Below are 18,821 nucleotides of genomic sequence, written 5' to 3' on the forward strand. Positions count from 1 at the left end.
TCGTGTGTTGCATGACGACCGGCGGCGCCTATCCTTTAGAAACCTGTGCCCGGAGATCTTCATGCGCGCCATTTTGCTTTCAGCTATGCTCGCCCTGAGCCCACTTTCCGCGACCGCCAGTTCCGACGCGATCGGCATTGCGCTTGCGGCCATCGGCGCGCAGGATTTCGAGCTTGCGGCACAAGCCAGAAGTCAGATCGAAGATGATATCGGCCGCGATGTCGTCACCTGGGCGCAGCTTCGTGCTCGCCAGGGAAGCTTTGCGGAATATGTGGATTTTCTGGAACGCAATCCCGACTGGCCGGGCCTGCCCTTTCTGCGCGCCCGTGGGGAGCGGAACATTCCGGAGGGGGCAGAGCCCGCTACGGTGATCGCTTACTTCGCGCCACAGCCTCCGGAAACCGGCACCGGCAGCCTGCGTCTGGCCGAGGCGCTGAGAGCCCGCGGCGATGCCGACGCCGCCCATGCTGAGATCATCCGCGCCTGGACCACGATGACGCTGACCACCAGTCAGTTCGAAACGATGCTGGCGGAGTACGGCCCGGTTCTGGCCGACCATCACATCGCGCGGCTCGACAATCTTCTCTGGCAGGGGGAACAGGACCGCGCGCGGCAAATGGAGAACTTCGTGCCCGAGAACTGGCGGGCGCTGGCCGAGGCCCGTGTGGCGCTGAGAGAGCGTCGCCCCGGCGTCGATACGCTGATAGAGGCGGTGCCCGACGCTCTGCAATCCGATCCGGGGCTGGCTTATGAGCGGTTCCTCTGGCGGGTGCGCTCGGGCTTTTGGGATACCGCGTCGGATCTGATGCTTGCCACCAGCACGTCGGCCGAAGCGCTTGGCAGGCCCTCTGTCTGGGGCAGCCGGCGCGCATCGCTGGCGCGCGATGTGTTGCGCGAGGGTGAGTTCGCACGCGCCTATGCCCTGGCCTCCAGTCATTTCATCGACCCCGATGATGACTATCTCAACTATTCGGATCTGGAATGGATCTCGGGATATGCGGCGTTGCGGATGGGCAATGCCGACCAAGCGATCACCCATTTCACCAATTTCCGAAATGTGGTGTTCAGCCCTATCAGCGTCGGGCGGGCGGGGTATTGGCTGGGCCGCGCCCATGAAGCCGCGGGCAATGCCGATGAGGCCGCCGAAGCGTATGCACTGGGCGCGCAGTTTCAGTCGAGTTTCTACGGCCAGCTTGCCGCCGAACGCGGCGGGCTGCCGACGGACCCGCATTTTCTGGGAAACGAGATGTTTGGCGACTGGCGGACCGCCTCTTTCATGGGCTCGTCCGTCCTGAGGGCGGCGCTTGTGCTTTACGAGGCTGGCCAGACCGGACTTGCCGAACGTTTCATGACCCATCTGACCGAAAGCCTGAGCCGGCAGGAAGCCGGGCAACTGGCGGATCTGGCCTTCGATCTTGGCGATCCGCATATCGCCTTGATGATCGCCAAACGCGCCGCGCAACAGGGATACGAGATCATGCGCGCCTATTATCCCGTGACCGATCTGGCCCAGGCCCAACTTCCCTCTCCCGCCAGTCTCAACCTGTCGATTGCGCGGCGGGAATCGGAGTTCGACCCAGACGTGATCAGTTCCGCCGGCGCGGTCGGGCTGATGCAGGTGATGCCCGGCACCGGCCGGGGTCAGGCCGGTCGTCTGGGAATCGAGTTCAGCGAAGCACGGCTTCTGAGCGACCCGGCCTATAACGCCGTTCTCGGATCCGGATATCTGGCCTATCTGGCCGAGGAGTTCGGATCGAATCCGGTTCTGCTGGCGGCGGCTTACAACGCGGGACCAAGCCGTGCGCGCACCTGGATCGAGCGGTTCGGCGACCCCCGCAGCGAGAGTGTCGACGTGATCGATTGGATCGAGGCGATCCCGTTCACCGAAACACGCAATTACATCATGCGCGTGACCGAGAGCCTTGCGATCTACGATGCGCAACTGACCGGAGAACTGGCGCCGCCAGCTCTGACCGAACGGCTCAAGATGCGGTAGCGCGTGCGCGCCACAGCGTGAAAAGACCGGCGGCAACCACCAGCCCCGCCCCGATCACCACATTGCTGCGCAGTGTCTCGTCGAAAACGATCAGCCCAAGCGCAGAGGCAAAGACCAGTTGCAGATAGGCGAAAGGCTGCACCGCGCTTGCCTCGGACACCTCGTAGACCTTGATCAGCAGCCAGTGACCAAATGCGCCACTTACACAAAGAGCAGCCATCCAGCCCCAGTCCGGCGGGCTCATGGGCTCCCAATACCAGCTGCCGATCGCCGTCATCACGACCGCGCCCATCGTGCCGGTCCAGAAAAAGCTGGTGGCGGTGCTGTCCTTGCGTGCCGCGTAGCGTGTCAGCAAGCCGTAGAGCGCAAACATCAAGGCGGCGGCCAGCGGGACCAATGCCTCTACTTCGAACACGCGAACACCCGGTTGCAGGATGATCAGGACGCCCAGGAATCCCACTGCGATCGCGGCCCATCTGCGCCAGCCGACCTTTTCACCCAGAATAGGGCCTGACAGTGCCGCGATAAGCAGCGGGTAGCAGGCAAAAACCGCATGGCTTTCCACAAGGCCAAGCAGCACGAATGCGCCCACCATCACGCAGATCTCCAGCGATAGGAGGACACCCCGAAACGCCTGCAAGACCGGCTGCTTCGTTGTCGCGGCCCGCCGCAGGCCGCCCGCTTGCCGCGCGGCAATGGTGATGACAAAAGCTGCGAAGAACCAATAGCGTATCATTACCACCATCAGTACGTTGTATTCCGCCGCCAGATGCCGGCTGATCCCGTCCTGCATGGCGAAAACGAATGTGGTTGCAATCATCAGCCAGATGCCAAGGCGCGTGTTCTGCTCGGTCATCGAAGACGCCCTGTGGTCATGTGCCGCTTGCGCCCGAAACCCGGAACGCGCACGACCTCGAACCCGGCGTCGCCCAAAGTGCGGCGCACATGGCCGGCTGCGGTGTAGGTCGCGAAACTCCCGCCTGTTGCGGTATGGCGCGCAACCTCGGCTATCAGGCCCGGTTCCCACAATTCCGGGTTCTTCGCGGGCGAAAATCCATCCAGAAACCATGCATCCGCGCGGCCCTGCCAGAGATGCAGCGTCTGGCGCGCATCCCCGTGGATCACGCGCAGCTCGAAATCCGTGCCATTGACCCGTTCGGGCTGCTCGCGATCTGGTCCTGAAAAGACACCCATAGGCAGGCCGGGAAATCGCGACAACGCCTTTTTCATCTGCTCCAGCGGCATCGGGTAGGCTTCGAAACTGGTGAAGTGAAGGAGGCCGCCGACACCGGCGCGCCGGAACGCGTCCAGCGTCGTCAGGAAGTTCAGACCGGTGCCAAACCCCAACTCCGCGACCCTGAACCCGGGAGCGAACCGGGCCGGCAGGTCATTGCCCGACAGAAAGACATGGCGGGTTTCCGCCAGCCCGTCCTCCAGTGAGTAGTACGGATCGTCGAACAGCGTGGAGACGGGCAAATCGCCGTCTTGCCAGTCAACCGCTTCTATCTGGCTCTCTGCCATAGCCTGCCCTAGAACGAGGAAATCGCCCGGACTTTGGGCAAGCCTCAAGGGATTGGCAATGACGGATGTGACAGTCCACGGGGCGGGTATCTTCGGGCTCACCGTGGCATGGGCCTGCGCGCGGCGGGGCGCCTCCGTCCAGGTGATCGACCCCAACGGCCCGGGTGCAGGGGCCAGCGGCGGGCTGGTCGGCGCGCTTGCCCCGCATGTGCCGGAAAACTGGAACGACAAGAAACAGCTCCAGTTCGACAGTCTGGTGATGGCCGAAGCAATGTGGGCGGAGGTTGCGGGGCTTGCCGGAACCGACCCCGGCTACGCGCGGTCAGGCCGGTTGCAGCCGATCCCGGACGAGGCGGCACTTGCCCTTGCAGAGGCTCGCACCGAGACGGCGAGGGAGCTTTGGCAGGGGCGGTTCACATGGGATATCGTTCCGCAAGACGGTTATGTCCCCTATGCCACCTCGCCCACCGGCCATCTCATCCGGGATACGCTCAGCGCCCGGCTCCATCCGCGTAGGGCCATCACGGCACTGACACGGGCGCTGGCCAATCTGGGTGTCGAGATCGGCAAGGGCGGGGCTGCGACGGGCCGTCAGGTCTGGGCCACGGGCGTCGCGGGACTGGAGGAGATATCCGGCCTTCTCGGCGCGGATGTGGGTAATGGCGTCAAGGGGCAGGCCGCGTTGCTGGATTTCGACGGACGCACCCTGCCGCAGCTTTTCGCGGATGGTCTTCACATCATCCCGCACGGCGACGGGACGACCGCGATCGGCTCCACTTCCGAGCGGGAATACACAGATCCGGTCGGCACGGATGCGCGGCTTGATGCGCTGATCGAAAAGGCGCGTGCCTTGTGCCCGGCTCTGGTCAGGGCGGATGTCCTCGACCGGTGGGCCGGGCTGCGGCCGCGGGCCCGGTCCCGCGCCCCGATGCTCGGAGATCACCCGACAAGACCGGGGGAGTTCATCGCCAATGGCGGCTTCAAGATCGGATTCGGCATGGCACCGGTAATCGGCGAGATCATGGCCGATCTTGTGCTGGACGGGCGAGACCGGATTCCGGACAGTTTCCGCGCGGCGGCCAGCCTCCCGAAGGAGCGGCCCCAGCAGGAGTGATCTCGGCGATTACCCCCCGCGAGGGCAAGGATCAGGTCCGCGGCAGCCCCGCGGCCAGGCGAAGCTCCGCCATCAACTCGTTCAGCGCCTTCAGGTTGAGCTCGTTGATGAGCCTGTCGCCATCGAACTGTTCGCCGGCCTGCCCGACCATCAGTTCGGGCCCCTGAAGCAGGTTCGGGCGAAACGCCACAAGGCACAGCCGCAGCGCAAACTGCACCCGCTCTCCACCCGCGCGGCCCGCGGCCGCCGACATGATTGCCAACGGCTTGTCACGCCACGGGGCACCCTTGGTCCGGCTCACCCAATCGAGCGCGTTCTTCAACACACCGGAAACACCTTTGTTGTATTCCGGCGCGGAGATGACGACCGCATCCGCCGCCGCGATCTGATCGGCAAGTTTCTGAACCTCGGCGGGTATGCCCTCCGCCTCCTCCAGATCGCCATCGTAGAGGGGCAGGCGCAGATCGCCCACCACGAACTCCGCCGGGTCGAATATCCGTGCCGCCTCATGCATCAGTTTGCGATTGAATGACGCCGCCCGCAGCGACCCTGAAATTCCCAGTAACTTGCCCGATGCCATCCCGGCCCCTTTTGTTCCAAACACTCGATCCGGCCAGAGATATGGCGGTTTGCGTTCATGGCAATGCTCAGTCGGCCTGCCGGGTTTCCAGCCTCGATCCTTCGAGCACCTTGACCTCGCGCTGCGGGAACGGAATCGAGATGCCGTGTTCCCGAAATGCATCCCAAAGGGCCAGATAGACATTGCCGCGAATATTGGTCAGCCCGCCGGTCGGATCGCGGATCCAGAATCGCAGGATGTAATCGACGCTGCTGTCGCCGAAGCCCACGATATGGCAAACCGGCGGGCGGAAGCCCAAAACCCTGTCCACGCCCTTGGCGGCTTCGATCGCGATCTCGCGGACGCTGTGCGGATCATCGTGATAGGCCGTGCCAAAATAGATATCGAGGCGGACGAATTCGTTGGAATGGGACCAGTTGACCACTTGATTGGTGATCAGGTCCTCGTTCGGGATCAGGTATTCGCGACCGTCGCGCGTTACCACACTGGCATAGCGGGCGCCAAGCGTGTTGATCCAGCCGAAGGTGTCGCCAAGACTGATCACATCGCCCGGCTTGATCGACTTGTCGAGCAGGATGATGACTCCGGAAACGAGGTTGGAAACCACCTTCTGCAGACCGAAACCAAGGCCCACGCCGATGGCGCCCGACAGAACCGCAAGCCCGGTCAGATCGACGCCGATCGCGCGCAGCCCGATGAAGAACGCCGCCCCGTAGAGCAAGACCTGAACGGCCTTGACGACCAGAACACGCATCGACGGCGAGATATCCTCGTTCGCCTGTACGCGTGCCGCCGTCGTGCCCGAGATGAACCGTGCGCCGGTCACAAGTGCCGCTAGGATCACGATCCCCTGCACGACCAGCAGGAGCGACAGACGGACATCGCCCAATTGGAACCCGACACTGTCGAGAATCTGCGCCGCTTCGTCGCGGGCATTCAGGATCGCCAGCGTCACGTAGATCCACGCACCGTACCGGACCAGCGTCCGCATCACAGGTGAGCGGATCAGGCGGGTGACGAAAACCACGAACAGCCACGCGGTCGCGAGTTCGGCGATGATCCCGAGCAGGTAACTTCGGCTCGGCCAAGTGGCCTCCCGCATGATCCAGACCGCCAGCCAGATCAGGATAACGAAGAAGATCGGCATCAGACGGCGGTGGACCACCACCAGTACCCGCATCCGCCATTTCGGCCACCCCTCGCGGGAGGCCATCCAGGCGCGGATGCGCGGACCCAGAAGCCGACGCAGCAAGATCGCGATCAGAACCAGTCCTGCCGCTATGCAGAGCTGATAAAAGTTCCACGGCCGCAGCAGGCTGTCGAAGAGAGTTGTGCCCTGCTCGAACAGTTCCTGGCCCAGTTCCAGGGCCTGATTAAGAGCCTCTTCAGCCCCCAAATCGGGCGGTTCCGGCGAAGCCTCTACCGCGGCTCTGGGATCGTTCTGGTCTGCGGGCTCCATTCCGGTCCTTTCCTGCGGGCTCAGACCACTCTATCGCCTCTACTGGCTCCGGCAAGGCGCAAGACTTGCGAGTGCCCGCGCCCAGGTGTATCTGGCCTGTCATGACACGGGTTTTCGACATGGATGACCACGCACGCCTGCCCTGGCGGTTCTTTGGGCAGCGCGGTGCGATACGGGCACATCTCATCTTCATTTGACGCCCCTTTTCCGCCTTTCCGCTTCCCCTCAGCCCCGAGGACCGCACGACATGACCGCCCCCAAGACGCTTTATGACAAAATCTGGGATGCCCATCTGGCCCATGAGGCCGAGGACGGGACCTGCCTTCTCTATATCGACCGCCATCTGGTGCATGAGGTCACCAGCCCGCAGGCCTTCGAAGGTTTGCGCATGGCGGGCCGCAAGGTTCACGCTCCCGATAAGACCATTGCGGTACCGGATCACAACGTGCCGACCACGGCGGACCGTTTGAGCGGCGGCATGAACGAAGAAAGCCGGATCCAGGTCGAGGCGCTTGACAAGAACGCGCGTGATTTCGGCATCCACTATTATCCGGTGAGCGACATCCGTCAGGGCATCGTCCATATCGTCGGGCCGGAACAGGGCTGGACCTTGCCGGGCATGACAGTGGTCTGCGGCGACAGCCATACCGCGACCCACGGCGCTTTCGGGGCGCTCGCCCACGGGATTGGCACCTCCGAGGTGGAACACGTGCTGGCCACCCAGACCCTGATCCAGCGCAAGGGCAAGAACATGAAGGTGGAGATCACCGGCAAACTGCGCCCCGGTGTGACGGCAAAGGACATCACGCTCAGCGTTATCGGTGAAACCGGCACCGCCGGCGGCACCGGCTATGTGATCGAGTATTGCGGCGAAGCGATCCGCGATCTGTCGATGGAAGGTCGCATGACGGTCTGCAACATGGCCATTGAAGGCGGAGCCCGCGCGGGCCTGATCGCGCCGGACGAGACCACGTTCGAATACGTCATGGGCCGCCCCCACGCCCCGAAAGGCGCGCAATGGGAGGCAGCACTCGCCTGGTGGAAGACGCTCTACTCCGACGATGATGCGCATTGGGACAAGGTGGTGACGATTCGGGGTGAGGACATCGCGCCGGTCGTCACCTGGGGCACCTCGCCCGAAGACGTTCTGCCGATCACAGGGGCGGTGCCCTCGCCCGAAGACTTCAAGGGCGGCAAGGTCGAAGCGGCGAAGCGGTCGCTCGACTACATGGGTCTCACACCGGGCACACCGCTTTCCGAGATCGAAATCGACACGGTCTTCATCGGCTCCTGCACCAATGGGCGGATCGAGGATCTTCGCGCCGCCGCCGCAATCCTGAAAGGCAAGAAGATCAAGGACGGCCTGCGCGCCATGGTCGTCCCCGGCTCCGGCCTCGTCCGCGCCCAGGCCGAGGAGGAGGGGCTGGCGGATATCTTCAAGGCTGCCGGGTTCGAGTGGCGCCTTGCGGGTTGCTCCATGTGTCTTGCGATGAACCCGGACCAGCTGTCCCCGGGCGAACGCTGCGCGGCAACGTCCAACCGCAACTTCGAAGGCCGCCAGGGCCGCGGCGGGCGCACCCATCTGATGAGCCCCGCCATGGCCGCAGCTGCGGCGGTGACCGGGCGGCTGACGGATGTGCGCGAGATGATGTAGCGGCCCGGCTGTCTTTTCCCGGCTGCGGATTGCGCTAGAGCGTCTGCACCGGGATCGACCGCCGCTCCGCCGTCAATCGACGCAGAACGAGACCCATCGCCCCGGCCAGCAGCAGGCACCAGATCCCCATGGCAAAACCCTGATCGGGAAACGGAACGCCCCAATCGATAAGCGCACCGGTGATCCCCGGCCCGATCGCGGTGGAAAAGACCATCAGCGCAATCACCATGGACCGTACCGCCCCAAGATGATTGGTGCCGTAAACCATCGGCAGCAGCGCCCCCCAAAGCGTTCCGACCACGCCCTGGGTAAGAGCCAGAACCGCAAGTGTCAGCATCCAGTGGGCGGGTGTTTCGGCCGGGCCGATCAGAAACATGGACAGGCCCATGGGCAGCAGCACGACAGGCAGGAACCTGTCCGCGCCGAACCGGTCGGCCGCCCATCCGGCGATCAGCGACGTGACCACGGTGACGGTGGCGAACACTGGATAGGCCGGGGCCATCTGCACCAGCGACCAGCCCTTGATTTCGGCGATATGGACCTGATGAAAGAACACCACGGTACCGATGAAACCAGGTGTCAGCATCAGCGGAATCAGTGCGGGGAAAAGCCAGTGTCGCAACACCTCTCCCCGGCGCCAGTGGCGGCCGGCCAGCCCGGTGCTGCCGACGGCTTCTGTCTGCCCGCTTGGAACGCGGTCCTGCGCAAGCAGCAGCATCAGCACTGGCAGGATTACCAGACCGATGAATGCCGCCGTGACACCCCATGTGGCGCGCCAACCGATCGCACCGATCAGAATCACGACCAGAATCGGCAGCACCATTTCGCCTATAGGGTAGCCCAGGCCCTTGATCGCGACCGCCTTGCCACGCGTGGCGACGAACCAACGGCCCATGGCGGTAGCCGCCACATGGCTGAACATGCCCTGACCGCAGAACCGCAGCAGAAACACGGCGATGCCCAGAGCCCAGATCGACGTACCGAACGCCATCGCCAGCGCCGCAATCGCGAACATGCCCGCGACCAACGGCACCAGGCGCGAAAACGGGACCGTATCTGCCAACGATCCCCGACTGAGCAGCAATGCTGCCGAACCGAGCGTTGCGAGCGTGTAGAGCGCGCCCCATTGCCCATCGCTTAAACCATATTCCGCACGGATCTCGCCCGCGAAAAGCGAGATGAACCAGGTTTGACCGAAGGAGGAGCCGAAAGTCAGCAGCAGCCCGGTTGCCAGCCAACGGCGATTGTCGATGAGAAAGCGGCGCATGAGATCGCCCTTACGCCTGTCTGCGCATCAGAGCAATGTGCGTTCCACAACCCAATAGGCCCCGACTGCAGCAATCGCGAGCGATGCCGGAACCGCGATGAGCGGCCGGTAGAACTCCTTCTTTCCGAACCATAGCCCGACAGTCAGAAACGCACCGGCGATCACTGCAAGCTGCCCCAGCTCGACCCCGATATTGAACCCGGCGAGGGCCCAGCCAAACCGCTCTGTCGCGATGCCGAAATCCCCCAATACGCTGGCAAATCCAAGCCCATGCAGAAGACCGAAGGCAAAGACTAACGCGGTTCTGGCCCGCATGTTGCCGCGCCCAAGCGTGTTTTCGATGCCGACATAAACGATCGAGGCCGCAATCAGCGGTTCCACGACGCTGGCGGGAACGCTGACCACACCGGTGGAGGCGAGGGCCAGCGTAATCGTATGGGCCAGCGTGAAGGCGGTGACCTGAAACAGCAGCGGGCGTATATGCATCGAAAAGAAGAACAGTCCCAGCACGAACAGGATATGATCGAGCCCCTTCGGAATAATGTGGTCAAACCCGGCCACGATGTAGCGCAGGAAGACGGCTCCGGCGCCTTCGGTCAGGACCTCGGCACGAGGCAGAGCAGGCGTCAGCTCTCCGCCGTCAAGAAAACCTTCATAGGCATCCTCTCCTCCACCCACCTGGCGAGGTATGAAGGTGCCAAGCGCGGGCGAAAGACCAACCCGGACGCCGGCGTCCCCCGGAGGCAGATCCGCCGCGATGGTCAGGAAACTGTCCCGGGGCAGGTCGGTATCGCCCGTTTCGGGAATGTCGACGCTGACGATTTCAGGGGTCAGCCGCGTCCCGTTCAGTTCGATGATGAAGCCATCGGAGATCCGGGGCCACGCCGCGCGGAACGCAGCCTCCAGATCCGCAGGCGCCATCGCGCGCAGCCGATCGTAAAGGGCGGCTTCGGGCGCATCGTTGGTGTCGTTCACCGCGCCCAGATCGATATCGGCCACAAGCGCCTCCAATGCCAGGCGCAGACTGAGTGTCGCGTTTGTCTGGGTGACGGAGATATCGCCGATCGTCGGGCGGATCTCATGCGCTGCCGCTGGCCATGTCGTGATCACAAGCGCCATTGACACAAGAACAACGCGCAACATGGTGAATGGAGACATGGAAGGATACCCGATGGCGAACTGGCTGGCTTTGGCGACACTCGCCCTGTTTCTCGTGGCAGGCAAGGCCGGGGCACATGAATTCTGGATCGACGCCGAGGAGTACGCGGTCGCGCCAGGCGAAACTCTCGCGGCGAATCTCAGGGTGGGGCAGGCGTTTTCAGGAGGGCCCATATCCTATCTGCCGCGCAATTTCGTGCGCTTCGACGTGCTCGCGGGCGGCGACATCCGGCCGGTGGAGGGGCGCTTTGGAGATATTCCTGCGCTGTCCATGGGTGACCTGCCCGACGGGCTGGCCGTTATCGTCCATCAAACCACCGAAAACCGCCTGACATGGTCCGAGTGGGAGCGGTTCCTTGCTTTTGCCGAGCACAAGGATCTGGGCGATGTCACTGCCATGCATGAGACCCGTGGTCTCAGCCAGGAGAATGTTCGCGAGGTCTACATCCGCTACGCAAAGTCCATGGTTGCCGTGGGCGACGGTGTCGGTGCGGACAGTCGTGTGGGCCTCAGGGCCGAGCTCGTGGCCCTGGCCAACCCCTACACCGATGACGTCAGCGGCGGCATGCCCCTTCAACTATGGTATGACGGCGCGTCTCAGGCCGGCTACCAGGTGGAGCTTTTTGCCCGGGATGCGGCCGACGAGGTGACGATCACCTATCACAGGACAGACGCCAGTGGGGTGGTGATGGTTCCGGTCCAGCCCGGTGTGACCTACATGGCAGATGCCGTCTTCCTCGAACCCCTGGAGCCCGAGGCGGACGGCGACGCGATCTGGGCCACGCACTGGGCGAACATGACCTTCGCCGTTCCGTAGCCTTCGCGCCTTGGTAGTGCGAGGGGGTAGAGCCGATTGTTGCAAAGCGTCCCAACCCGTCTAACCTGCATGCCTCGTGCCTTGGTCCAACACGCCCTTCCATCGATTGCGGTGTCCCAGACCACTGACCCGCATACACAGCCTGTCGCGGCAATCCTTCCCTGCAAACGCCAACAAGGTAAGGTTGTGGCTGACCGATCTGTTCTGCAGACCCAAGGGAGGGGTCCAGCTCTACATCACCGAGGAAACCCGGGACGGCATCTGTTCAGCGACCAAATTCGCAAATGGAACAAGAACCGCACCCCGCCAGAGGGTTGTTTCCTGGACCAATATATTAAACAAAGCGGCTTCATACGCTAAGCCCGTTCGGAGCGCCCCATGGAAAAATTCACCAAGCTGACCGGCATCGCCGCCCCCATGCCCCTGATCAATATCGACACCGACATGATCATTCCCAAGCAGTTCCTGAAAACGATCAAGCGATCTGGCCTTGGGGTGAACCTGTTCGACGAGATGCGCTACGACGATGACGGCAACGAAATCCCCGATTTCGTCCTGAACAAGCCCGCCTATCGGGACGCTCAGATCCTCGTTGCGGGTGACAATTTCGGCTGCGGCTCCTCACGCGAACACGCGCCCTGGGCGCTACTGGATTTCGGCATCCGCTGCGTGATCGCACCCAGCTTCGCCGACATCTTCTTCAACAACTGCTTCAAGAACGGCATCTTGCCCATAGCGCTTCCACAAGAGCAGGTGGATGTCCTGATGAAAGACGCCGAAAAGGGATCCAACGCCAGGATGATCGTCGATCTCGAAGCGCAAACGGTCACCTCATCGGATGGGGAAGTGTTTGCGTTCGAGGTGGACGCGCACAAGAAGCATTGCCTTCTGGACGGTCTCGACGATATCGGCCTGACAATGGAAAAATCCGACGCGATCGCCAGCTTCGAACAACGCGTACGCGCCGAACGCCCCTGGGTCTGACCGCCGCCCATACCACATCTAGCGGGCGATCCGAGATCGGTGTCTAACCCCGATTGCAGGTGATGCAATCGGGAGACACCCCTGAGATCAAAAGCGCCATTTCGATTCCACTCATGGAATCAGAAGCTTGCTTCACGATCTGAATGTGCGCAAGATTGTACTCATTGAGGCGCCCCAAAGACAGATTGGGGTGAACACATGAAAAAAAGGACCTGCACGAACAGGTTCAGTCCAGGTCGAAGGTAAAAGGCAGTGATCTCACAGCTTGCAGGCGCTGTGGTTCGGGCGGTCATCGTATTGGTCGTCATTTCCACACCATCCCTGCTGATACCGGGCACGAGCCTGGAGACGACCCAGATCGTCACGCTGATCGGCCTCTTTGCCGGGATCTTTACCTTTTCCGAATACGCCTCGACCTATCCCGGCCTGATCGAGTTTCGCGATGCGCCGCCCTATAACCGGGTTCGCGTGATTTCGCTTTTCGTCACCCTGTTTCTGCTGAGCGTGGTGGTCAGCTCCGCGGACAGTGCGTCGACCATGTCGCTGGTTGTGAATGCCACCGGTCTGGTCATCGGCAAAGCCATGGATTTTCCATTCAGCCCGCTCAGCCTGTTTGTGACGCAGCTCCCGCCCGATACCGACATTCAATCAGTCCTGCAGCTTCAGATAATGGCCGGCCTGTCGGCACTGATCGGGCTTCTGACCCTCTCGATTTTCGCGATCCTGGTGCGCCTTCAACAATGGCCAAACCGGCAATCGGCCTTCAATGTCTGGGTCAATCTGCCCACATTCGATCCGACGACCGGCGGCGATGTGGTCACCCGCCTTATGCGCGACTCGCGCATTAACATTTTGTTAGGTTTCCTGCTGCCTTACTTCATGCCGGTTATCTTGCGGATCAGCTCCACGCATCTCGAAACATCGCTGGTGACATCGCAACACACCATGGTCTGGATAGTCGCGCTATGGATGTTCTTCCCGATAACGGTATTCATGCGCGGGATGGCCATGGCCCGCGTGGCCGACATGATCACCGCAAGACGCAAACGCCTTATCGCCGGTTTCGAGCCGGAAGACAGGTTCACGCCTGCCTGATCGCTCTCGCTGTGCTGGGTTTACCATCGGATCCGTCCGCCGAAACCCTTCGCCTCGCCACCTTCCATACAAGCCTCTCACGGGACGGCCCGGGGCTTCTGCTGGCGGATCTGCTGGAGGAGGACCCCGACGCTCAGATCCGCGCGACACTCGACGTGGTCATTGCCGCCGATGCCGATATTTTACTGCTTCAGGATGTGGATTACGATGCCGCCGGCCATGCCCTGACCGCCTTCACAAGCCTGCTAGAAGACCGTGGGCTGTCCTATCCCTACCGCGTGATGCTGCGCCCCAATACGGGACTGCCCACCGGGCTGGACATGGATGGCAACGCGCGCCTTGGGGAGGCCCGCGACGCGCAAGGCTATGGCCGGTTCAATGGGCAGGGCGGTATGGCGCTCCTGTCGCGCCATCCGATCGACGCCGGGGCGATGCGCGATTTTTCCGGCCTTCTCTGGGCCGATCTGCCAGGCAACGCCGCAGCCGATGTTCTGACTGCCGAGGCTTTGGCTATACAGCGGCTGGCGTCAGTCGCAATGTGGGATGTTCCCGTTGATCTGGACAGCGGGGCACGGTTTCACATCCTCGCGCTTCATGCGACGCCCCCCGTTTTCGACGGGCCCGAAGACCGCAACGGTTTGCGCAACGCAGATGAATTGCGGTTCTGGCAGTTGTATCTAGAAGGCTGGTCCCCTGACGGCCAGCCGTTCGACACCGGAACCTTTGCGTTGATGGGCACGCTCAACGTGGATCCGGAGCGGGGCGAGGGACGGCAGGGTCCTTTGCGCGCGCTGCTGGGGGCATGCCGCCCTGCAAGACCCGGCCCCGGTCAATACGGCGGGCCGCAGCGAGACCGCCGATTGGGACGATCCCGTGCCCGGCGATCTAAGGGTGGATTACATTCTGCCGGGCGCCGATCTCCGTGTTGTCGGCAGCGGGGTCATCTGGCCTGACGAGGAGCCCGAGAACGGGCTGACGGCATCAACGGTTGCCGCCGCTTCCGACCACCGGCTGGTCTGGGTCGATCTGGACTTCTAACGCGCGGCGCAGCGCCTGCTCCAATGGCGTCCTCGGAAGATCCGGTAAGATCGCGTTCAGCGCGCTGCCATCCACGCAGTGCGGCTGATCCCAGAGATACCGCATCTCCAACAGATGCTTCGCCTCTGCCCAGAACGGGCGCGCAAGCTGTATCGGCAGCCACGACATCGAAGCGATCTTCATGCGTCGGCCGAGAGCTGCGCCACACGCCTCAGCAAGCTGCTGTCCGGTCAGGGTGTAGCCTGCATACGCCAGTTCCGTGAACTGACGAAGCTCTCCGCGCATCTCCGCCAACCGTGGCAAGGCCGCCGCCATGTCCGGCAGATAGGCCCAGGCATGCGGCCGGTCCAAGGCACCGGGATAGACGAGTTTTCCCTTGGCCCAATTCCTGGCGATGATCCGGTCGAACCAGCCTGCGGAAGCCTGATCGTCCAGAAAATCACCGCCCCGCAGCAGGATCACCTGTATATCCGCCTCGCGGAAGCTCCGTTCCATATCAATTCTCAGGCGACCCAGAGGGTTCTTGGCGCGTTGGGGCACATCAGGGCCGACAATCGCGGGCATCGCCTCCCGAAATCCATATACATACACATTCGCGGGTTGCATCACCGTGGCGCCGCTCACCCGCGCGGCGGCAATAACCTGCTCAGTAAGCTCAGGTAGTTGCGCGGCCCATTTGCTGTAGGGAGGGTTCCAGCCATTCACGATCACATCGGCGCCTTGCGCCATGTCCGGCAAATCGCCCTGCTTCCGGTCAAACTGCTTCACCTGCCATCCGGCCTTGGCAAAGGCTTTGCCTGCGTGGCGGCCAAATCGGCCGGTGCCGCCAAGAATAAGTGCTGTTCCGGTCATCTGCTTGCTCCATCAAGGATTGTGTCTCTCAACCACAATCTTTCATTCACAAACCTTATATCCATTCCCCAAAATCCAATGTCTGTTATTCATTTGTGAATGGCTGTACCTCTCCAAGATCTCGACTGGTCCTTGATCCGCGCGTTTCTGGCGGTGGCGCAAACCGGGTCGCATTCCGGCGCGGCGCGCTCTCTTGGCGTTTCCCAGCCAACCCTAGGCCGTCAGATCCGCGCGTTGGAAAGGGCCCTTGGCGGCATCCTGTTCGAAAGGCACGCCAAGGGTTTTGCGCTCACCCCGTTCGGCCAGGCCCTGATACCCGCCGCAACGGAAATGGCCACCGCCGTCGGTCGCTTCGGCATGATCGCCAGCGGCCATGACGGCGCGCTTGCCGGGTCCGTCCGGATCACCGCGTCGGCCTTTGTGTCATGCTATCTGCTCCCGCCGATCCTGACGGCCCTAAATCGCGCCCATCCCGAGATAACCATTGAACTGACCCCATCGGACCGGACAGAAAACCTGCTGTTTCACGAAGCCGACATCGCCATCCGCATGTACCGGCCCAAACAGCTCGACATGATCACCCGGCATCTGGGCGACCTTCCATTGGGGCTCTACGCCCATGAGAGCTATCTCGCTCGCAACGGGAAACCGAAAGTCTTTGATGATATCCTGACCCATACAGTTCTGGGTTACGACCGGGACGACCGGATCCTGCGCGGGTTCCGCAACGCGGGGCTTGCCGTCGACCGCTCTTTCTTCGCCCTGCTGTGCGACGATCAGATCACTTATTGGCAGCTTGTACTGGCGGGGTTCGGCATCGGCATCGGCCAGCAGGCCGTCGCGGAGCGAAGCCCCGGCGTCTTGCGGATCCTGCCCGAGGCACGCCTGCCCGCCCTCCCGGTCTGGCTGACCTGCCACGAAGCGCTGCGCCACACACCTCGCGTAGCGCGGGTTTGGGATGGTCTGTCGAAGGGTCTGGCGCGCGTCGTTTCTTGACCCTTCCGGACGCAGCCGTTACCGCCAAGATAACAGAATTCCGAAGGATACCCTCCATGACAAACCGCTCTCTCCTGATTCTGCCCGGCGACGGCATCGGCCCCGAAGTTATGGCGGAGGTGCGCAAGATCATCGACTGGTTCGGAACCCGCGGGCTTGCCTTCCACGTCTCCGAAGATCTGGTCGGGGGGGCAGCGTATGACGCACATGGCACACCTTTGCACGATGACACCATGGCCAAGGCGCAGGAAGTGGATGCGGTGCTGCTTGGTGCCGTCGGCGGCCCCAAATATGACGTACTCGATTTCAGCGTAAAACCGGAACGCGGCCTCCTGCGGCTGCGCAAGGAGATGGATCTCTTCGCCAATCTGCGCCCCGCGCAATGCTTCGACGCACTTGCGGACTTCTCCTCCCTAAAGAAGGAGGTCGTGTCCGGCCTCGACATCATGATCGTGCGCGAGCTGACATCCGGCGTCTATTTCGGTGAACCGCGTGGCATCCATGTGGAAGGCAACGAGCGTGTCGGTATCAACACGCAACGCTATACGGAATCCGAGATCGACCGCGTGGCGCGCGCAGCTTTCGATCTGGCGCGCAAGCGTGATGGCAGGCTTTGCTCGATGGAAAAGGCCAATGTGATGGAATCGGGCATTCTTTGGCGCGAGGTCGTGCAGGCAGTGGGCGACAAGGATTACCCGGATGTGGAGCTTAGCCACATGTACGCGGACGCCGGCGCCATGCAGCTTACCCGCTGGCCGAAGCAGTTCGACGTCATCGTGACCGATAACCTTTTCGGCGACCTTCTTTCGGATCTCGCTGCCATGCTGACAGGATCGTTGGGCATGCTACCCTCCGCCTCGCTTGGCGCGCCGATGGAAAACGGTCGTCCCAAGGCACTTTATGAACCGGTCCATGGCTCTGCCCCTGACATCGCAGGTCAGGGGAAGGCTAATCCGATCGCCTGCATCCTCAGCTTCGCGATGGCCCTGCGCTATTCCTTCGATCTGGGCGCGGAGGCGGGCCGTCTGGAAAAAGCGGTGGAAGACGTGCTGGCCGATGGCCTGCGGACCGCGGATTTGCTGGGCAAAGAGGGCGCGACACCGGTCAGCACGGCAGAAATGGGCGATGCAATTGTGACCAAGTTGGCGACATCTGCCTAGAGCATCACCTGATGCCGTGTTTGCAGTTCGCCTGCACATGAGGCGAGTGCCCATTAGAGTATCGGTGGTATCACCATGACTGAAAACCCTGCCAACACCAATCTTCGCGGCGCACTCCTCGCGCTTCTGGCCTTTGCGGTCTTCGCCAGCCATGACGTGGTCATCAAGTACCTGGGCGGATCCTACTCTCCCTTCCAGATCGTGTTCTTCAGTGTCCTTTTCGGATTTCCGATCGTCACCTTCCTGCTGATGCGCGACGCGTCGAAGGGGAATCTGCGTCCGCGCCATCCTTGGTGGACGGCCGCGCGCACCTTCGCAGCTGTACTGGCCGGAGTTGGTGCATTCTACGCCTTTTCCACCCTGCCGCTGGCGCAGGTCTATGCGATACTCTTCGCCGGGCCTCTCCTGATTACGCTGATGGCGATCCCGATGCTGGGCGAGAAGGTGGGCTGGCGTCGCGGTCTTGCGGTTCTGGTCGGCCTAGGGGGGGTACTGGTCGTGCTGCAACCGGGTTCGACCGAGTTGCAGGCCGGGCATGTAGCAGCGCTTGGGGCGGCCTGCACCGGGGCCTTCGCATCGGTCGTGGTTCGCAAGATCGGACAGGACGAGCGCAGCGTGGTCCTGATCCTTTATCCGATGATGGCGAACTTCGTGTTAATGGGGGCCGCTTTGCCCTTTGTATACGAACCGATGCCGCTCGTGGATATCGGGGCCTCCGCCGTGATTGCCGCACTGGCTTTGGTTGGAACGAGCTGCCTGATCTATGCCTATCGACACGCGCAAGCGGTGATCGTGGCGCCGATGCAGTATTCGCAGATCATCTGGGCCAGTCTTTATGGCGTATTGCTGTTTGACGAAACCCTGGATCGCGCGACGGTGATCGGCACCGGGATCATCGTCGCCTCAGGCATCTACATCGTGCTCCGCGAGGGGCGGGGCGGCCACTCGCTCAACACCCCCGTTCTGAGGACCAGGTCGCGAACAGGAACGCCCGGTGCCCCCCGGATCGGACAGTTCCTCTCGCCGGAGCAGCGCCGCCCGAGGGGCGGGCCCGCGACAGACCGTAGATCTGATTAGTCCGCTGGCGATGGCCCCTGTGCAAATCGAGCCACCAATCCGCTGCAGAGCGC

At 62.4% G+C, this 18,821-nt stretch carries 16 protein-coding genes and 1 pseudogene; 10 read left to right on the forward strand and 7 right to left on the reverse strand.

Annotated features, from left to right (window positions below; translation table 11 throughout):
* Nucleotides 1–61: 61 nt before the first annotated feature.
* The gene (locus D9R08_RS07210) at nucleotides 62–1,996 is read left to right on the forward strand and encodes a lytic transglycosylase domain-containing protein (protein WP_121897370.1); all 1,935 of its coding nucleotides are present in this window, start codon (nucleotides 62–64) and stop codon (nucleotides 1,994–1,996) included.
* Here D9R08_RS07210 and D9R08_RS07215 read toward each other — a convergent pair.
* Together D9R08_RS07215 and mnmD are read right to left on the reverse strand one after the other, a co-directional pair.
* A complete protein-coding gene (locus tag D9R08_RS07215; RefSeq protein ID WP_121897371.1) occupies nucleotides 1,983–2,852 on the reverse strand; it encodes a DMT family transporter in 870 nt (289 codons plus the stop codon). The two genes, D9R08_RS07210 and D9R08_RS07215, sit on opposite strands and share 14 nt — an antisense overlap.
* The gene (gene mnmD / locus D9R08_RS07220; RefSeq protein ID WP_121897372.1) at nucleotides 2,849–3,517 is read right to left on the reverse strand and encodes a tRNA (5-methylaminomethyl-2-thiouridine)(34)-methyltransferase MnmD; all 669 of its coding nucleotides are present in this window, start codon (nucleotides 3,515–3,517) and stop codon (nucleotides 2,849–2,851) included. The genes D9R08_RS07215 and mnmD overlap by 4 nt, the downstream gene beginning before the upstream one ends.
* Nucleotides 3,518–3,575: 58 nt before the next feature.
* On the opposite strand from mnmD, the gene D9R08_RS07225 reads away from it, so the two are divergent.
* Nucleotides 3,576–4,631 (forward strand): NAD(P)/FAD-dependent oxidoreductase, encoded by a 1,056-nt coding sequence (locus D9R08_RS07225; RefSeq protein WP_121897373.1) that lies wholly within the window; start codon nucleotides 3,576–3,578, stop codon nucleotides 4,629–4,631.
* 31 nt (nucleotides 4,632–4,662) lie between these two features.
* Here D9R08_RS07225 and D9R08_RS07230 read toward each other — a convergent pair whose 3' ends face one another.
* Together D9R08_RS07230 and D9R08_RS07235 are read right to left on the reverse strand one after the other, a co-directional pair.
* The gene (locus tag D9R08_RS07230) at nucleotides 4,663–5,211 is read right to left on the reverse strand and encodes an NADPH-dependent FMN reductase (protein ID WP_121897374.1); all 549 of its coding nucleotides are present in this window, start codon (nucleotides 5,209–5,211) and stop codon (nucleotides 4,663–4,665) included.
* A gap of 67 nt (nucleotides 5,212–5,278) precedes the next feature.
* Nucleotides 5,279–6,670, reverse strand: coding sequence for a mechanosensitive ion channel family protein (locus D9R08_RS07235; RefSeq protein WP_121897375.1), 1,392 nt, complete (start codon nucleotides 6,668–6,670; stop codon nucleotides 5,279–5,281).
* A gap of 247 nt (nucleotides 6,671–6,917) precedes the next feature.
* Here D9R08_RS07235 and leuC point away from each other — a divergent pair, with 247 nt between their 5' ends.
* Nucleotides 6,918–8,324 (forward strand): 3-isopropylmalate dehydratase large subunit, encoded by a 1,407-nt coding sequence (gene leuC, locus D9R08_RS07240; RefSeq protein WP_121897376.1) that lies wholly within the window; start codon nucleotides 6,918–6,920, stop codon nucleotides 8,322–8,324.
* 34 nt (nucleotides 8,325–8,358) lie between these two features.
* Here the strand turns inward: leuC and D9R08_RS07245 are convergent, their stop codons facing one another.
* A complete protein-coding gene (locus D9R08_RS07245) occupies nucleotides 8,359–9,591 on the reverse strand; it encodes an MFS transporter (RefSeq protein WP_121897377.1) in 1,233 nt (410 codons plus the stop codon).
* Between the two features lie 27 nt (nucleotides 9,592–9,618).
* On the reverse strand, nucleotides 9,619–10,710 hold the full coding sequence (locus D9R08_RS07250) for a HupE/UreJ family protein (protein ID WP_233557330.1): 1,092 nt from the start codon (nucleotides 10,708–10,710) through the stop codon (nucleotides 9,619–9,621).
* A gap of 22 nt (nucleotides 10,711–10,732) precedes the next feature.
* Between D9R08_RS07250 and D9R08_RS07255 the strand changes: the two genes are divergently transcribed.
* The 4 genes and pseudogenes from D9R08_RS07255 (at nucleotide 10,733) to D9R08_RS07270 (ending at nucleotide 14,683) form a co-directional block, all read left to right on the forward strand.
* On the forward strand, nucleotides 10,733–11,566 hold the full coding sequence (locus D9R08_RS07255) for a DUF4198 domain-containing protein (protein ID WP_233557332.1): 834 nt from the start codon (nucleotides 10,733–10,735) through the stop codon (nucleotides 11,564–11,566).
* A gap of 378 nt (nucleotides 11,567–11,944) precedes the next feature.
* Nucleotides 11,945–12,550 carry a 3-isopropylmalate dehydratase small subunit gene (gene leuD / locus D9R08_RS07260; RefSeq protein ID WP_121897379.1) on the forward strand — a complete coding sequence of 202 codons (606 nt, stop codon included), beginning with the start codon at nucleotides 11,945–11,947 and terminating at the stop codon, nucleotides 12,548–12,550.
* Nucleotides 12,551–12,802: 252 nt separating this feature from the next.
* Nucleotides 12,803–13,645: a hypothetical protein gene (locus D9R08_RS19380; protein ID WP_121897380.1), complete on the forward strand. Its 843-nt coding sequence runs from the start codon at nucleotides 12,803–12,805 to the stop codon at nucleotides 13,643–13,645.
* 14 nt (nucleotides 13,646–13,659) lie between these two features.
* Nucleotides 13,660–14,683: pseudogene (locus D9R08_RS07270) on the forward strand (endonuclease/exonuclease/phosphatase family protein).
* Here the strand turns inward: D9R08_RS07270 and D9R08_RS07275 are convergent.
* Entirely contained in the window at nucleotides 14,627–15,535 is a 909-nt protein-coding gene (locus D9R08_RS07275; protein WP_121897381.1) for a Rossmann-fold NAD(P)-binding domain-containing protein, read from the reverse strand. The pseudogene D9R08_RS07270 and the gene D9R08_RS07275 overlap by 57 nt on opposite strands.
* Nucleotides 15,536–15,634: 99 nt before the next feature.
* On the opposite strand from D9R08_RS07275, the gene D9R08_RS07280 reads away from it, so the two are divergent.
* The 3 genes from D9R08_RS07280 (at nucleotide 15,635) to D9R08_RS07290 (ending at nucleotide 18,768) form a co-directional block, all read left to right on the forward strand.
* Nucleotides 15,635–16,531, forward strand: a complete 897-nt coding sequence (locus D9R08_RS07280; protein WP_121897382.1) for a LysR family transcriptional regulator — start codon at nucleotides 15,635–15,637, stop codon at nucleotides 16,529–16,531.
* 56 nt (nucleotides 16,532–16,587) lie between these two features.
* Nucleotides 16,588–17,691, forward strand: a complete 1,104-nt coding sequence (gene leuB / locus D9R08_RS07285; protein WP_121897383.1) for a 3-isopropylmalate dehydrogenase — start codon at nucleotides 16,588–16,590, stop codon at nucleotides 17,689–17,691.
* A 75-nt stretch (nucleotides 17,692–17,766) separates the two neighbouring features.
* Complete coding sequence (locus D9R08_RS07290) at nucleotides 17,767–18,768, forward strand: DMT family transporter (protein WP_121897384.1); 1,002 nt, start codon at nucleotides 17,767–17,769, stop codon at nucleotides 18,766–18,768.
* Nucleotides 18,769–18,821 lie beyond the last annotated feature (53 nt).

Origin of the sequence: Rhodophyticola porphyridii (genome assembly GCF_003688285.1) — a bacterium.
Lineage (GTDB): Bacteria > Pseudomonadota > Alphaproteobacteria > Rhodobacterales > Rhodobacteraceae > Rhodophyticola > Rhodophyticola porphyridii.

Excerpts from the sequence above, each read along its gene's own strand:
- D9R08_RS07210 (WP_121897370.1), top strand. The coding sequence starts at position 62 with ATGCGCGCCATTTTGCTTTCAGCTATGCTCGCCCTGAGCCCACTTTCC.
- D9R08_RS07215 (WP_121897371.1), bottom strand. The coding sequence starts at position 2,852 with ATGACCGAGCAGAACACGCGCCTTGGCATCTGGCTGATGATTGCAACC.
- mnmD (WP_121897372.1), bottom strand. The coding sequence starts at position 3,517 with ATGGCAGAGAGCCAGATAGAAGCGGTTGACTGGCAAGACGGCGATTTG.
- D9R08_RS07225 (WP_121897373.1), top strand. The coding sequence starts at position 3,576 with ATGACGGATGTGACAGTCCACGGGGCGGGTATCTTCGGGCTCACCGTG.
- D9R08_RS07230 (WP_121897374.1), bottom strand. The coding sequence starts at position 5,211 with ATGGCATCGGGCAAGTTACTGGGAATTTCAGGGTCGCTGCGGGCGGCG.
- D9R08_RS07235 (WP_121897375.1), bottom strand. The coding sequence starts at position 6,670 with ATGGAGCCCGCAGACCAGAACGATCCCAGAGCCGCGGTAGAGGCTTCG.
- leuC (WP_121897376.1), top strand. The coding sequence starts at position 6,918 with ATGACCGCCCCCAAGACGCTTTATGACAAAATCTGGGATGCCCATCTG.
- D9R08_RS07245 (WP_121897377.1), bottom strand. The coding sequence starts at position 9,591 with ATGCGCCGCTTTCTCATCGACAATCGCCGTTGGCTGGCAACCGGGCTG.
- D9R08_RS07250 (WP_233557330.1), bottom strand. The coding sequence starts at position 10,710 with ATGGCGCTTGTGATCACGACATGGCCAGCGGCAGCGCATGAGATCCGC.
- D9R08_RS07255 (WP_233557332.1), top strand. The coding sequence starts at position 10,733 with ATGGTGAATGGAGACATGGAAGGATACCCGATGGCGAACTGGCTGGCT.
- leuD (WP_121897379.1), top strand. The coding sequence starts at position 11,945 with ATGGAAAAATTCACCAAGCTGACCGGCATCGCCGCCCCCATGCCCCTG.
- D9R08_RS07275 (WP_121897381.1), bottom strand. The coding sequence starts at position 15,535 with ATGACCGGAACAGCACTTATTCTTGGCGGCACCGGCCGATTTGGCCGC.
- D9R08_RS07280 (WP_121897382.1), top strand. The coding sequence starts at position 15,635 with ATGGCTGTACCTCTCCAAGATCTCGACTGGTCCTTGATCCGCGCGTTT.
- leuB (WP_121897383.1), top strand. The coding sequence starts at position 16,588 with ATGACAAACCGCTCTCTCCTGATTCTGCCCGGCGACGGCATCGGCCCC.
- D9R08_RS07290 (WP_121897384.1), top strand. The coding sequence starts at position 17,767 with ATGACTGAAAACCCTGCCAACACCAATCTTCGCGGCGCACTCCTCGCG.